Genomic DNA, 16,388 nt, shown 5'->3' with positions numbered 1-16,388 from the left:
ACAAGTCTTAAAGACAATACTTCGGACAGTTTTTGAAAATCAGGAATGACAAAATTTTAATTTATTGAAATTAAAAGACTTTAATCCTTAACATAAAAAAACGTCGGCCCTAATAAAAACAATAAGTTACAAAAACTGTCCAACGTATTGAAAGAAGAACATTTATGAAATATTACAAAAAAGGACGGACCCTTGCGTTGCTGTTTAAACGTTACAAAGCATGGCTGTTTAAAAAAATATTTTCCCTTTCTTTTATGGAAAAAGGAAGACAAAAATTGTCTGCTCATACAGAATCAGAACTCAGGGCTTCTGAAATAACAACCATTTCCCTATCCGTTTTGGCCAATTCTCTGGAAGCAACCTGTAAGCATGTTGAGCCAAAGTTTATCCGGCTGGGGCAGGATATCGAATCTGTTTATTTTGAAGCCACAACCCTTTCACAACAGACCCTCGAAACCGTCAGGCTGCTCGGAGGCGGTTCAGAAGAAGATCCCCTTGTCAAAATTGAACAGGTTGCTAAAGAATCACTTGCAGATTTTAAAAATTATCAGGCCCAGATTCTTACTGATATCGATCATGTCAGCAGGGTCATCAGACATCTCGGCGATCTTTATAAAATATGTGAAATGGTTAAAAAAATCGGTATGTTCCTCAGAGTGGTGGGGCTAAATATCGGTGTGGAAAGTTCCCGGTCGGCACAATTCGTGGATATGTTTACGGTGGTTTCTCATGAAACGCTACATCTTTCTGAAAAGATTATTAAAATCGGTGAAAACATCCGAGAGGATGCCGAAGCCACGCGCAACAGCCAGATGGCTGTCCATGACAAGATTTCCGATGCTCTTAGCCAATTGCGTAAAGTAGCGGACGGTGCCCAGGAAGCTGTGAAAAATTCAGGCCGGGAAATTGAGCAGCTAATGCGGTTTTCTCTTGAGGTTCTGGAACAAGCTGGTGCGCACACACAGGAAGTATCTCATCAAATTGGTGAAATTGTGGCAGGAATTCAGATCCATGACAGCATGAGTCAGCGAATATCTCATATCATCAACGCACTTTATGATGTGGAACAATTTTGTGCGGAAAAACCATCTGATCATAAAGATACAAAAAAATTCTGCGACGCTTATACAATCGTGGGAATCCAGTGCGCGCAGTTAAAGCAGACAATATCAGATATTGAGAAGGTGTATGACAAGAGTCTGAGGGCGTTTGGAAAAATTCACGAAGAAGTGGGCAGGCTCATACACAGTCTTTCAGGTTTCGGACTTTCAGGGTCAGACAATGGTTCTTCTCTGGAATTTGAAGTACTTCAGTCCGCTCTTCTGGACCTTCATCAGCTGCTCAGCCAGGGAACCGGTCTGGTTGAAGGGATTCACGCCACAGCGCTCGAAGCTTCCGAAACAACGGCCAGGCTTTCAGGCTATATAGAGCATGTCCGGGAAATCAGTTTTGAAACCCATCTGGTGGCCCTGAATGCCATTGTGAAGGCATTGCACCTGGGGGAAGGCGGAAGAACCCTTGAGGTACTCGCGGGAGAAGTCAAAAGCCTGTCTGACCAGTCAAATCTTTTTGCGACCCGGGTGGCAGAAATTCTGGAATCCGTCTCCGCTTCGGTTCAGGCTATGGGAACCTGCTACATAGGTGAAGCCCGGGGGACAGAGAATAACGGATCGTTGGACATGGGAATTCAGGACATCACCCGCGCATACGAACAGTACAGAACAGATTCTTCAGCACTATTTCAACGCGCGGAGACCCTGAATGACGCTATTACAAAGATAATTTCCACCCTTGACTTTCTCCCTGCACTGGCTGAAGAACTGAGAGGACAGCTCCGTCAGTTGGAAGATTTTGCCCGAATGATTGAGCATCGGGTCGGGGAAGATTTTGAGAAATTGTCATCTGAAACAAAGAAACTGGCGAAGCGATACACCATGCGGCAGGAGCGAGGTATTCATGAAAAATATATTAAGCAGAAGGATATCCCGATTCTTGTCAGAGAAGAAGAATCGGAACAAGAACATGGGAAAAAAAAGGATCATGTCGAAATTGTTCCTGACAAAGACGATATCGGGGACAACGTGGAACTTTTTTAAGGCGGTTCTTGGGTTGATTAAATACCCGGTGTTCACCGGACACCAAACATGCAAACGGAGATGATCATGAATTTCGAATTGAAGCCATCAGGTGATATGGGCATATTGACGATTGGCGGTGAGCTGACCATAGAGCATGCGGCCGAACTCAGGAAGATGCTGATAAGGTCACTGGAAACATTAGACAATGTCCGCATCAGGATTGAAAATGTGACAGCCGTTGATCTTTCCTGTCTTCAGTTGCTCTGTTCGGCTCACCGCACAGCTTTGAATCTGAATAAAAAGCTTACACTGAGCAGCGAAGCATCACAGGTTTTCAATCAGACTGTGGAAGACGCGGGATATTTTCGTCTTTCCGGTTGCACTCCGGATTCTTACAAGACCTGCCTTTGGATAGGAGGAAACAGGGAATGAATAAAAAAATTATTATGACAGTGGATGATTCGGCCAGCGTTCGCCAGATGGTGAGTTTTACGCTGAGAGGATCTGGCTATGAGGTAGTAGAGGCGGTGGACGGGGCAGACGCTTTGTCCAAACTGAAAGGGCCCCGTGTCCGCATGATGTTCGTTGACCTTAACATGCCAAACATGGACGGTATCGAACTCATCCGGGCAGTGAGAAGTAAACCTGAATACAAATTTATTCCGATTGTCATGCTGACCACGGAATCTCAGGCTTCCAAGAAACAGGAAGGCAAAGCAGCCGGTGCCACAGGCTGGATTGTAAAGCCTTTCAGACCGGAACAACTTGTGGCTGTAGTGAAAAAAGTGTTGGGATAATTATTGAATATTGAGTATCTCTTAGTGCTGACAACCGTAATTACGGAGAACCGATTTTAAATCTTCCGAGACGGTTTCAGCATATCAGATGTGCTTCTGATTTCCCGTAAATCTGCGGTTGGCTGTGCTTACTGCAATATTCAATTTTCAATCAGAAAGGTTTTTTCATGGATAGACACAGAGAAGCCTACAGAGAAGAGGCTCAGGAGCTTCTTGCAAAGCTTGAAGCATCTTTGCTGGAACTGGAGGAAACACCTCAGAATACGGAACTGATAGGAAATATTTTTCGAGCACTGCATACGATCAAAGGTTCGGGGGCAATGTTCGGATTCGATGATATCGCACGCTTCACACATGAAATAGAGACAGTTTTTGAACTGGTGCGTGATGGAAAACTTTCTGTTTCCAAAGAACTGATGAACCTGACGTTGTCTTCCCTGGATCATATAAAAGCGATGCTCGACGAAGCTGAGAGTGATGAGATATCCAAATCCGAAATCATTCATTCTTTCAGAAATCTGCTTTTGGAAACTGGAAACTGGAAACTGGAAACTGGAAACTGGAAACTGGAAACTGGAAACCGGAAACCGGAAACTGAAAACTCGGAATTGGAAACTGAAAACCCGGAACTGGTTCAAATTTCAGATTCCGATTTTCATAAGAATGTCACCTACCGGATTCGGTTTCATCCGGGATCTGATATTTTTACCAACGGCACAAATCCTATCCTCTTACTTAATGAACTGCGCGGAATCGGATATTGCAGTGTGGTGGCTCAGATTAACGACATTCCGACATTGGAGGATATTAATCCCGAAGCCTGCTACACATCCTGGGATATCATTCTTACCACTTCAAAGGGAATCAATTCGATAAAAGATGTGTTCATCTTTGTTGAAGACAACTGTGAAATTGATATTGAAATGATTGATGAGACCGGATCAGAAAGTGATACAATTTACAAAAAAGTTGGGGAAATCCTGGTTGATCGGGGTGATCTGTCAACAGATGATCTGAATCAGGTCCTTGAAACAAAAAAACTGTTCGGAGAAATGCTGGTAGAGGAGAAAAAAGTTGAGGTGGGAGCGGTGGAATCTGCCCTGGCCGAACAAAAGCATGTCAAGAAGATGCTTGGCGGCCGTCGGGAAAAGCCGACGGCGTCGAGCATCAGAGTGCCTGCGGCAAGACTGGACAGCCTTGTGGATCTGGTCGGTGAACTGGTCACGGTCCAGGCCCGTCTCAGTCAGAAAGCTTCTTTTCAAAACGAACCGGAACTAATTTCCATTGCCGAGGAGGTTGAGCGTCTTACCGGGGAGATTCGGAACAACACAATGAGTATCCGTATGCTGCCCATCGGAACTATTTTCACCAAGTTCAAACGCCTGGTCCGGGACCTTTGCAACGAACTGGACAAAGAAGCTGTCCTGGTGATCGAGGGAGGAGACACTGAACTGGATAAGACCGTCATTGATCAGCTGAATGAGCCGCTGATGCATATTATTCGAAACACGATAGATCACGGGATAGAGCCTCCGAATGTCAGAGAAAGTCTGGGAAAGCCAAGACAGGGAACGGTTCATCTCGCGGCAGAACATTCCGGCCCTAATGTATTTATCCGGATATCCGGTGACGGTTCAGGTATCAATCCCGAAGATATCCGGGCCAAAGCCATGGAAAAAGGTCTGATATCTCCAGATGCGAAGCTGACTGATAAGGAAATATTTTCGCTGATATTCATACCGGGACTTTCCACTGCAAAGCAACTCTCCGGCGTGTCCGGCCGAGGCGTGGGAATGGATGTTGTAAAACGAACCATAGAGAACCTCCGGGGAACTGTGGGAATCAGCAGTAAAAAAGGAAGAGGAACCACCGTGACCCTCAAATTGCCGCTCACGCTGGCGATCATTGACGGTCTTTTGGTGAAAATGGATGAGGGCTTTTTTGTATTTCCGCTTTCCATAGTGGAAGAATGTGTGGAACTGGCCCATGATGATCTGAACAGCGCCAGGCAGCGGAATATGATGAATTTCAGGGGAGAGATCATTCCGTATCTGAGTTTGCGGGAGATGTTTATGGTCGAGGGAAAAAATCCTGCCATTGAGCAGATTATTGTTGTTGAGTCCAGGGACGGCAGGGTCGGATTCGGTGTGGATCGTGTCATGGGACAGTATCAGACCGTGATCAAGACTCTGGGGAAAATATACCGGGAAGTGGAAGGTTTTTCCGGAGCAACCATTCTGGGAGACGGAACCGTGGCGCTCATTCTGGATATTGCCCGGCTGGTCCGATGTGTTGAGGATAAGGAAGTGTTCAGTGTCTGAGGGATCAAACAATGATGAATCATAAAATTTCATCCGTCATGTTATTTCTGACACTTAACACCTAACACCTAACACCTGACACCTAACACCTGACACCTGACACCTGACACCTAACACTTAACACTTAACACCTGACACCTAACACCTAACACCTGACACCCAACACCTAACACTTTCAAGGAGAAATAAGATGATTAAGCTCAGAGATATTAAAATGAAACCCAAACTCATTGCTCTGTTTCTTATGACAGGCATTATTCCCCTTATTCTTCTGGGGCTGTGGGGCAGCAAGCTCTCCACAGATGCCCTTATGTCAAAGTCCTATGAACAGCTTGAGGCGGTGCGTGAAATCAAAAAAGCCTATATTGAGGACTTTTTTATCGAACGCAAAGGAGATATGAGTATTCTGGCAGAAACCGTAGCTGTCTTCATAGAAAAGGCTTTTGAAAAATTGGCAATTTCTCAGGAGATCCGGAAAGCACATATCAGGGATTATCTTGAGACGATGATGAAGGAGTTGCAGTTACTCAGGAATGATCCCTGTGTTACGGCAGCCATAACCGAGTTTCATGAAATATTCGAGGCAGCAGGAGAGAAGACGCTGACCCCTGAGTGGAATGCCCTTGCGGAAAAGTATGACTCCCGTATGAGGGATATTATGAAGGCCAATGGCTGGCATGATATTTTTCTCATTCACTCTGATGGCTGTATTGTTTACACTGTTGCCAAGGAATCTGATCTGGGGATAAATCTCCCTGAAAGTGAACTGAAACATTCAGGGCTAGGAAAAGCTTTTCAGACGGTTCAATCTCCGGGGGCCGAGGATATCGTGATTGCCGATTTTGAGTCTTATGCGCCCTCCGACAATAAGTACGCCGCTTTTATGATAGGCAAAATACGAGATGCGCGTCGGAAAGTGAAAGGTTATGTCGCATTTCAGATGTCAATAGAAAAAATCAACACTATCATGCAGCAACATGAAGGGATGGAAAAGACAGGAGAAGCTTATCTTGTCGGCAGACTTGACGGAAAGACCACTTACCGCAACAACAGGGTACTCAAAGAAGGCAAAATTGGCGAAAAAAAATCCAACCCTGAAATTGAGATGGCGCTGCAAGGCAAATCCGGTCAGAGGATAAAAATCGGCTGTACCGGAGACTTGAAACTGGCCAGTTATGATCCGATAGAAATCAGGGGATTGAACTGGGCCATCATCAGCACGATGAAGCTGGAGGAAGCCATTGCGCCCAAGCAAGGCGGAGAAGAAGATGATTTTTTTGCCAAATACATCCGAAAGTATAACTATGATGATCTTTTTTTAATCCATCCCCGGGGCAAAGTCTTTTATTCTGTGAAACACGAAGCAGATTATCAGAGCAACATGATCAGCGGCAAATATGCTGATTCTGTACTTGGCAAGCTGATCAGAAAAGTATTGCAGACCAAAACTTTTGGCATAGGTGATTTTGAACCCTATGAACCCAGTAATAACAAACCCGCGGCATTTATGGCCCAGCCTTTGCTTTATAACAATGAAACAGAACTGATTGTGGTCCTCCAATTGTCTCTAAAAAAGATCAACAGCATCATGCAGCAGCGTGAGGGCATGGGAAAAACCGGGGAAACTTATCTGGTGGGGTCTGATAAACTCATGCGTTCGGATTCATTTCTTGATCCGGTGAATCGCACGGTAAACGCGTCTTTTGATAATCCGTCCCTGGGAAAAGTTGATACTGAATCTGTCAGAGAAGCGATTTCCGGCACCACAGGGAAGAAGATCATCAAAGATTATAATGGAAAAGACGTGCTTTCAGCATATACTCCGCTGAAACTGGAAAATCTGACATGGACCCTGCTCGCCGAGATCGATGAAAATGAGGTCAGGCAGCCAATCCGTGATCTGATGAAATATATGTTGTTTATGGGTGCGGGGATAGCCATTGTGGTGGCTGTTTTCGCATTTTTTATTGCAAAGGGTATTTCAACGCCCCTGACCAGAGGCGTTTATTTTGCCAAGTCAGTGGCTGAGGGGAATCTCAATGCCAAGATAAACGTAAACCAGAAAGATGAGATTGGTATTCTTGCGGATGCCCTGGGAGGAATGATATTAAAACTTAGGAATGTTGTGACGGAGGTGAAACATGCGGCCGACAATGTTGCCAGCGGAAGCCTGGGGCTGAGTTCCAGTGCGAATGAGATAAGTTCGAGTTCTGAGGAAATGTCCCAGGGTGCCGCGGAACAGGCGGCCTCGGCTGAAGAAGCATCAGCGTCCATGGAACAGATGTCTGCGAATATCGCTCAGAATGCGGATAATGCGAGACAAACCGAAAAAATTGCATTACAATCTGCCCAGCACGGCCGGGAAAGTGGAGACGCTGTGGCCAGAACCGTCGTGGCGATGAGGGATATCGCTCAGAAGATATCTGTGATTGAGGATATTGCCCGTCAGACAGACCTGCTGGCTTTAAATGCCGCGATTGAAGCTGCCCGGGCCGGAAAGTACGGCAAAGGATTTGCAGTGGTGGCTTCCGAGGTTCGCAAATTGGCTGAACTTACTCAGAGGTCTGCCGTTGAAATTGCCGAGTTATCAATCTCCAGCGTAGAAATTGCAGAAAAGGCAGGAGAAATGCTGGCCCGGCTCGTACCGGATATTGAGAAAACAGCAGAACTGGTCCAGGAGATCAGCGCAGCAAGCAATGAACAAAGTACAGGTGCCGAACAGATCAACAAAGCGATTCAGCAGTTGGAGCAGGTGATTCAGCAGAACACGACAGTATCTGAGGAGATGGCCTCAGCATCCGAAGCAATGGCCTCAACATCTGAAGAACTCACGAGTCAGGCTGTACAACTCCGTAACACAATTGGTTATTTCAAACTTGATGATGCAGAACAGATAACAGCATCCGAGACCGAACCCGAAACAGACCCTGAAAGAAAACTGCTGTCGGCCAAAGAGAGACAAAAACTCAAAGATACTAATATGGAAAAAACAAAAACAGGTGCCAAAGTTTCCACAGATTTTAATGAGATGAGCAAAAGCGGAAAATATGATGACGATTATGATGACGAGTTTGAAAAATATTAAGCTGTTTCAGCAAAGCGAAATTCTGAGAGAGGTTAACGCTGTTTAAACTTATCAAAAACCGGGAGGAGCTTATGAATTTGAGGCCAAAAATTTTCAACTGTTTTATTTATCTTATTCTGATAGCCATCAGTGTTCTTTGTTTTCCGCTATGCCCATCGGATGCATTGGGAATTGAGACGGAAAAGGCTGTCACGCCCACAGATGTTTACTATCTGGCAAAATCCATTGATAATTCGCTCATGGCAGCGCACGGGCTGACCCGCACATTAACCAAAAAGCGAATCAGTGACAATCTCAGACCTCGGAATGTCTATAACAAGGCTGTCAGCGTGGTCGAGGAGTTCAATTTTCTCCATAACAATGCCATTGATCCGGTCAGGCTCAGTGAGGCGCGTAACCTGGACGTGATCAGGACAAGACCTGAGAATGTATATCAGGTTCTCAGCCTGATCAGCAGTCATCTTATAGCGGAAAATAATTTCTTGCAATCAATGGAACAGAGAATTACCCGGACACCAAATGACGTTTTCCAAATGCTGAGACAGGTTTCACTGCATCATCATGAGATCGCAAGGAAAAAGAATCTTACCACGGACTGGGCCACACCGGAACGAGTCTATGAAGCTGTTGTGAAACATATTTTACCCGTAGCTGAGGGAATTGCCCATGAAGCCGGGGTAAAATATAAGACGTTTTCTTTTCCAAAACAGCCGGTGAGCGGGGTCATTCCCAGATATGTCTATAAGCTTCTGTATTATGTTTATATGAATATTTCCAAGTTCTACATGAACAAAGGCGGATATGAGCCGATTCTTCTTGTGGAAGTCAATGATTGCGATGACATTTCTCCTGCTGATGTATTTGATCTGACCCAGGTTATCGCGGCTGAACTGAAAGTCAGAAGCGGAAACAGCAGCCTGACACAAAAACACGCTTCACGCTATGCCAGTTGGAAAAACACCAAAGAGAAAATTGTGTCAGGAGATGTGTTTCGTTTAGTCCAGCATAACTTTATTCTCACCAAGAGAACTCTGGAACAGAATTGAGAATTGAAAATTGAAAATTAAAAATTATCATAATGAATTGTGTAATCCAAAATTGAAAGTTGAGAATTAAGGTTTTCAATTTTCAATTCTTAACTTTTACAGGAGAAAGCCGGGATGAAAAATTTCAGATTGGGAACAAAAATCAGTTTGGGATTCGGACTGCTCATTGTTATTATGCTTTTCCTTGGGATAACAGCGGCTTGGAATATGAGCAATGTGAAGGATCAGTCAGGTGTGCTGGATGAGGAGTATGTTCCTCAGGTTAAGATCGCCGGTAATTTGGAACGATTTCTGCTGCAAACAATGTTTAATATGCGGGGTTACGGATTAACCGGGGAAAAAGAATATTTTGAGGAAGGAAAAAAGAAGCTTGAGGCGGTTAAAAAATATGTCACAGAAGCAAAAGACCTGACTGCCTCTCTCCCTCAGCTGACAAAATTCAGAGATGCGATAAGGGAAATCGAAGCCGAGATTTTGGCATATGAAAAATTTACCAATGAAACTGTTGAAAGGAATGAACAAATTGCGAAGAATTATGAGATGCTCAACGACTCGGCCGGGAGATTTATGGAAAGCTGTGATGCATTCCTGGGCCATCAGAATGAAACCCTGGAAACAGAAATGTTCGCGGAATTTGAGCCGGCCAGGCTTTCCGAGCGTCTGAAGAAGATCATACTTGTTAATAAGGTGATTGATCTTGGGAATGCGACACGTGTTGCCACTTACAAGTCCCAGACGCTCCGAAGTCCTCAGCATATCCGGGACGCGCAAAAAAACTTCGATGTTATGGAAAAAAATTTTCAGGAGCTTTTATCTTTCACCCGTCTGAATGAAAATATCACGCGAATTCATAAGATTAATGAAGCGATTGGTGTTTATAAAAACGTTATGAACGATCTTCTTACCAACTGGCTGGCTTTGCAGGAACTTGACAAAAAACAAAGTGCGGCTGCAGGCCGGGTTCTGGAAAGCGTCCAAGCTGTTGTCGTAAAAGGAATGACTGAAACTGAGACCATCGCTGAACAGACAGTATCCTCACTTTCCTCTGCTTTTAAGATTATTATCATCGGGATTATCATTGCGGTTATTGTGGGTATCGGGGCGGCTTTTTTTATGACACGGTTTCTGACCCGGCCCCTGCGTGAGGCAGTCAGGACGAGCAATAAGATATCCGAAGGTGACCTCACGGTTCAAATACAGGTCCGCACCAGGGATGAGACCGGCCAGTTGCTCGCGGCAATGAAAAATATGGTCTCAAAACTGAAGGAAATTGTGACTGAGGTGAGCCGAACGTCGGACAATGTAGCGCTCGGAAGCCAGCAGCTGAGTTCTTCATCCGAGGAGATGTCCCAGGCATCATCCCAGCAGGCCGGCTCCACAGAAGAGGTATCCTCTTCCATGGAAGAGATGTCCGCCAATATCAGACAAAATGCGGACAACGCAATGGAAACCCAGAGAATCGCATTAAAATCTGCCGAGGATGCACAGGAAAGCGGAAAGGCAGTGACAAAAACTGTGACAGCGATGAAGGAAATCGCTGAACAAATTCTGATCATTGAGGATATTGCCCGCCAGACAGACCTGCTGGCGCTGAATGCGGCAATTGAGGCGGCAAGGGCCGGGGAATACGGACAAGGTTTCGCTGTGGTGGCCTCGGAAGTTCGAAAATTGTCGGAACGCAGCCAGAAAGCCGCGAGGAAAATTAACAAATTGTCGGTTTCCAGCGTGGAAGTCGCGGAGAGGGCAGGGGAGATGCTCGCCAGACTTGTTCCGGATATTCAGAAAACAGCGGAGCTGGTTCAGGAAATCAGCGCGGCCACCAATGAACAGGACAGAGGCGCGGCCCAGATCAACCTCTCGGTGCAGCAGCTGAACCAGGTGGTGCAGCAAAATGCCACCGCATCTGAGGAAACAGCCTCAACAGCCGAGGAGTTGTCAAGTCAGGCGGATCAGCTCCGGAGGGTGATTACTTTTTTCAGGTTAAATGGCAATACTCCGAAAACAGAGAGCCATTCGGAAAAAGAGAGGAAATCAGAAGATAAAAATATAACGACCCGGGAAAACAGAACTGAAGATTCCGAACACCCGTCGGAAATTAAATATCATAGCCCGCTCGAAGAAAATGAAAAGGGAAAGATCAAATCAGTTGTCGGAAACTTCAAATCTTTTTTTAATATCAATGAAAAGGACGGCTATGATGATGATGATGAATTTGAAAAATATTAATTTTAAGTACCTGGACATATTTTTTCGGGCAGAATTATCAGCAGAGCCGCATGAGCCAGCTTAAATGAGATTCGGATAAAAATACCGGAAAACTTTTGTCCGGGTACTTAAGCCAATTGGCGATCACTTCCGAAGTTTCCGAAACTTCGGAAGTCTTTTTTAAAAACGAAAGGAAAAAAAAACATGGGTTTTGGACAAGTAAAAACCGGAGTACGGCTGGGATGGGGGTTTGGGATAATCATTCTGTTTCTGATTGGCATGAGTCTCTTTGCCATGAGGCAAATGAAAATACTCTCAGAACTGACCACGAAACTTTATGATCACCCTTATGCTGTCAGCACTGCCGCACTCAGAATTGAGTCCGGTATTATCAAGATGCACCGTTCCATGAAAGGGCTTGCTCTGGCTGAAGATCAGACAGCGGCAGAGGCTGAGATGGCAGCTGTATCCCAATATGAAAAGGACGTATATGGAGATTTTGATCTTATTACGGACTCTTTTCTCGGAGATAAAAAACAGGTTCATGAAGCTCGGGACAATTTTGCTAACTGGAAAAACATACGTGAAAATACGATTTCCCTTATGCGTTCAGGTGAAAGGCAGAAGGCCATAGCGATTATCCGAGGCAAAGGGGCTGACTATGTGAACTCACTTCTTGAAGAGATCAGTGAACTTATAGCGTTTTCAGAGAATAAGGCAAATACGTTTGTAAAGGATGCACAAGCCAAATATGACACAGGGATAAAACTGCTCTTTCTGGCTTTATTTTTTACGGTTTTAACAGCAATACTTCTCGCGTATTTACTGACTCGGAGTATTATCTTGCCTTTGAAAAAAATTGTAAATGTGGCGGACCGTATCGCAGATGGTGATCTTGGTGCGGATATCGGAATCCGGCAGAAAGATGAAATCGGCAATTTGGCGGATGTTTTCCGTAATATGAAAGACAATATCACCAATGTGTTACAGGAAATGAGCAAACTCACGCAGAATATTCAGGAGGGCAAACTGGATAGCCGGGGTCTGGCAGAACGATTTTCCGGAGGCTGGCGTGATATGATTTTCGGGGTAAACAACCTGATCGAAGCGTCCGCGGCCCCGATGCATATGGCAGCAAAAAATATTGACCGAATTTCCAAGGGCGACCTTCCGGAAAAGATCACTGAAATTTATAAAGGCGATTTTAACGAGATCAAAAATAATCTGAATGTCCTGATAGAAAATCTGACAAGATTTGCCATAAATCTGCGAGACTCGGCAGGTCGGGTCACATCAATAGCAGGGGAGATGAATTCCAGCTCCGAGGAGATGTCCCAGGGGGCTGCGGAACAGGCGGCTTCGGCAGAAGAAGTCTCCGCGTCTATGGAGCAGATGAGTTCCAACATCAGCCTGAATGCGGAGAATGCGTCGCAGACAGAAAAAATTGCATTGAAATCAGCCGAGAATGCCAGAAAAGGCGGGGACTCCGTCGCCCGAACCGTGGTCGCCATGAAGGAGATTGCAGAGAAGATTTCTATTGTCGAAGATATTGCCCGCCAGACAGATCTTTTGGCCCTGAATGCAGCGATTGAAGCGGCACGAGCCGGGAATCACGGCAGAGGATTCGCAGTTGTGGCTTCGGAAATTCGGCACCTGGCGGAGCGAAGTCAGAAAGCTGCCGCAGAGATCAATAATCTCTCGGTTTCCAGCGTTGAAATTGCTGAAAACGCCGGTGAGATGCTGGTTAAAATCGTACCGGATATTCAAAAAACAGCGGAACTGGTTCAGGAAATCAGCGCTGCATGTAATGAGCAGGACAAAGGCACAGAGCAGATTAACAAGGCAATTCAGCAGCTGGATCAGGTGATCCAGCAGAACGCGTCAGCCGCAGAAGAGATGGCCTCAACCGCGGGAGTATTGTCCACTCAGGCCGGACAGCTCTGGCGGATGATCAAGTTTCTCAAAATTACCGACAATGTCCGAAAAATAACATATCATGAAGATAAGGTTGCAGAAATAGCAGAATCTGAACCTACTGAAAATAAAAGTAATTCAAAAAAAGATAACACAAAATTGAAAAATGCTGATGACCGGATGACAGAGTATTCCTTTGAACCGGATAATAATGATGAGTATGATGACAGCTTTGAGAGATATTAGGAATTCTATTCTGCCAAGCTGTAAGTTTGGGGATATGGAGAGTGTTGTAAAATAAAAAGAGGCAAACCATGAATGAGAAGATACTTATCGTAGATGATGAACCGGATACCCTGAAATTTCTCGAGTTTGTTTTGTCTGATGAGGGCTTCAGGATCACCAGCGCATCAGACGGAAAAAAAGCCATTGATGTCTTTCGATCCGAACCCTTTGATCTGGTGATCACTGATCTCAAAATGCCGGAAATGGAGGGAACAGAGCTGATCAAACAGCTTAAAAAAACGGATGAAGATGTTGAAATTATTGTTCTGACAGCCTTTGCCACTGTTGATAATGCCATTGAAACATTAAAAGATAACCGGGCATTTAATTTTCTGAAGAAACCCTTGGAGGATATCGAAGTTCTTTTTAACGTCATCCGTCAGGCATTGGAAAAAAGAAGATTGCGTATGGAAAACAAGGTCATTCTTACGGAATTAAGGAAGCATCATGACCACCTTGAAGAATTGGTTGCCCAACGCACCTCTGAACTCTTAAAAACAAATAAACAACTTCAGTTGGAAAACAAAAAACGCCAGCAGGCTGAGAAAGCATTGTTGCGGGAGGCGGATGTTAACGCGGCTTTGACCGAGCTGGCCAAAACCGTTATTTCTTCCGAATCCATTGCAGAGATTTCTTATTTGGTGCTGGAGAAAGCAAAACATTTTACAACGAGTGTGACTGGTTTTGCCGGTTATATCGAACCGGAGACAGCTTGTCTTATTACTCCCACACTCACCCGGGAGACTTGGAAATCCTGCCGCATTCCGGATAAAAATTTTATATTTAAAAAATTTACAGGACTTTGGGGATGGGTTTTGAAGAACAAAAAACCTCTGCTGACAAATGCCCCGGCAGACGACCCCAGTTACTGCGGAACCCCTGAAGACCATTTGCCGATCCGTAATTTTTTATCTGTACCTGCGATGCTCGGTGAAAAGCTGGTCGGACAAATTTCTGTCGCGAATTCGGATCAGAACTATACCCGGAGAGATATTGAACTGCTTGAAAAACTGGCAGACCTCTATTCGCTTGCCATCCGGCGTAAACAGTCGGAAGATGAACGGGACAAACTGCAAGCCCAGGTCCGGCATTCACAAAAAATGGAGTCCCTCGGAACCCTGGCAGGCGGCATTGCCCATGATTTCAACAACATTCTTTATGGCATACTCGGGTATGCTGATTTGGCAATGGATAATATTCCCAAAGACAGTGTGGCATATAATGATATATCCCAAATTCTCATCGCTGCAAAGCGGGCATCTGATCTTATCAGTCAGATACTTACTTTCAGCAGGCAGACTGAAACAGACCGCATTCCTGTCCTGATTCATCCGATTATCAATGAATCTTTGAAACTTTTAAAAAAAACCATGCTGACGAACATAGATATTCGGCACACCATTGACAAAGACTGCGGACCAGTCCTGGCGGATGTCACTCAAATTCATCAGGTGATCATAAATTTATGTACCAATGCCTACTATTCAATGCGTAATCAGGGAGGGATACTGGAGGTTTGCCTGAAAGAGGTTGCGGTCAGCCCTGAGTTTGCCGCAGAACATCCGGATTTGAGAGAAGGAAGATACGCAAGGCTCACAGTGAAAGACACGGGCCATGGAATAGACAAGGTAACAGCGGATCGGATTTTTGATCCTTTCTTCACAACAAAACCTGTGGGAGAAGGCACAGGCATGGGGCTTTCCACTGTTCACGGAATTGTTAAGGATCACAACGGGGTGATCATCGTTGAAAGCAAACCTGGCAAGGGAACACGGTTTGATGTTTTTCTCCCTGTTACAGATCAGAAAGTCAGTATATCCCGGTCAAAAAATGATCCGTCATCTTTTCCGAATACCGGAGGAAACATTCTGTTTGTTGATGACGAAGTGATGCTTGGAGATACAGTAAGAAGGAACTTGGCCCGCTTTGGTTTCAATGTCACAACGTTTTCAGACAGCATTGAAGCCCTGAAACGCTTCCGGACGAATCCGGACAAATTCGATCTTGTAATTGCAGATATGAAGATGCCAGGTATGACCGGCGTTGAATTGGCAAAAAAACTGCTTGATATTCGCCCGGGTATTCCGATTATTCTTTCCAGCGGAGCCGGAGAAATTATCAGGGAGGAAAAAATCAGGGCCATGGGCATCCGGGAATATGTGAGAAAGCCCGTTGAGCCACGTGATCTTGCAAAAATTATTCTTCGAACATTGAAACAGGAAAACACTGAGGAAAATATTCCCCGGGGATGAGTTCCCGGGCTGTTTTCAATCCCTGTTTTCACCAGTCCTTCCGAAACCTCGAACAGATACTTTTCTGATTTGACAGCAGAGATTTCCTACTTGGGCTGCGATTAAATTTTTTCTGATTGTAACGGATTTTGGGGAGGCCCGGGGTTTTTTCCGCGGTATCGGGCAATATGACAGCGGACAGGAGGATGAGACGGATGTCCCGGCCCGGAATATCCGGTAAATCCTTAAATCCGATGTCATATTCGCGGGCCTCCCCCGAATCCGTTATAATCAGAAAACCTGCTGATTATAAAGGATTTTGAGGATGCCCGGTTTTTTTTCCGCGGTATCGGACAATATGACAGCGGACAGGAGGATGAGACGGATGTCCCGGCCCGGAATATCCGGTAAATCCTTAAATCCGAT

General features: G+C 45.2%; 9 protein-coding genes. All 9 read left to right on the top strand.

Annotated elements, in window-relative coordinates:
- Window positions 1–164 precede the first annotated feature (164 nt).
- The 9 genes from dnm_RS13480 to dnm_RS13440 all read left to right on the top strand — a co-directional run bounded on the left by dnm_RS13480 (window position 165) and on the right by dnm_RS13440 (window position 15,983).
- Window positions 165–2,096, top strand: coding sequence for a methyl-accepting chemotaxis protein (locus tag dnm_RS13480; RefSeq protein WP_207683155.1), 1,932 nt, complete (start codon window positions 165–167; stop codon window positions 2,094–2,096).
- A gap of 66 nt (window positions 2,097–2,162) precedes the next feature.
- On the top strand, window positions 2,163–2,510 hold the full coding sequence (locus dnm_RS13475; RefSeq protein ID WP_207683154.1) for an STAS domain-containing protein: 348 nt from the start codon (window positions 2,163–2,165) through the stop codon (window positions 2,508–2,510).
- Window positions 2,507–2,875, top strand: a complete 369-nt coding sequence (locus dnm_RS13470) for a response regulator (protein WP_207683153.1) — start codon at window positions 2,507–2,509, stop codon at window positions 2,873–2,875. Before dnm_RS13475 ends, dnm_RS13470 begins: the two co-directional genes overlap by 4 nt.
- A 167-nt stretch (window positions 2,876–3,042) precedes the next feature.
- Window positions 3,043–5,196, top strand: coding sequence for a chemotaxis protein CheA (locus dnm_RS13465; protein WP_207683152.1), 2,154 nt, complete (start codon window positions 3,043–3,045; stop codon window positions 5,194–5,196).
- Between the two features lie 190 nt (window positions 5,197–5,386).
- Window positions 5,387–8,281, top strand: coding sequence for a methyl-accepting chemotaxis protein (locus dnm_RS13460; RefSeq protein WP_207683151.1), 2,895 nt, complete (start codon window positions 5,387–5,389; stop codon window positions 8,279–8,281).
- Between the two features lie 71 nt (window positions 8,282–8,352).
- Window positions 8,353–9,327 carry a hypothetical protein gene (locus dnm_RS13455; RefSeq protein ID WP_207683150.1) on the top strand — a complete coding sequence of 325 codons (975 nt, stop codon included), beginning with the start codon at window positions 8,353–8,355 and terminating at the stop codon, window positions 9,325–9,327.
- Window positions 9,328–9,441: 114 nt separating this feature from the next.
- Complete coding sequence (locus dnm_RS13450; RefSeq protein WP_207683149.1) at window positions 9,442–11,553, top strand: HAMP domain-containing methyl-accepting chemotaxis protein; 2,112 nt, start codon at window positions 9,442–9,444, stop codon at window positions 11,551–11,553.
- A gap of 183 nt (window positions 11,554–11,736) precedes the next feature.
- Entirely contained in the window at window positions 11,737–13,692 is a 1,956-nt protein-coding gene (locus dnm_RS13445) for a HAMP domain-containing methyl-accepting chemotaxis protein (protein ID WP_207683148.1), read from the top strand.
- Window positions 13,693–13,760: 68 nt separating this feature from the next.
- The gene (locus dnm_RS13440; protein WP_207683147.1) at window positions 13,761–15,983 is read left to right on the top strand and encodes a response regulator; all 2,223 of its coding nucleotides are present in this window, start codon (window positions 13,761–13,763) and stop codon (window positions 15,981–15,983) included.
- The last annotated feature ends 405 nt before the right edge of the window (window positions 15,984–16,388 follow it).

The sequence above is a fragment of the Desulfonema magnum genome, from assembly GCF_017377395.1.
Classification (GTDB): Bacteria; Desulfobacterota; Desulfobacteria; order Desulfobacterales; family 4be13; genus Desulfonema_C; species Desulfonema_C magnum.
This window is presented reverse-complemented; position numbering and strand designations above follow the sequence as displayed.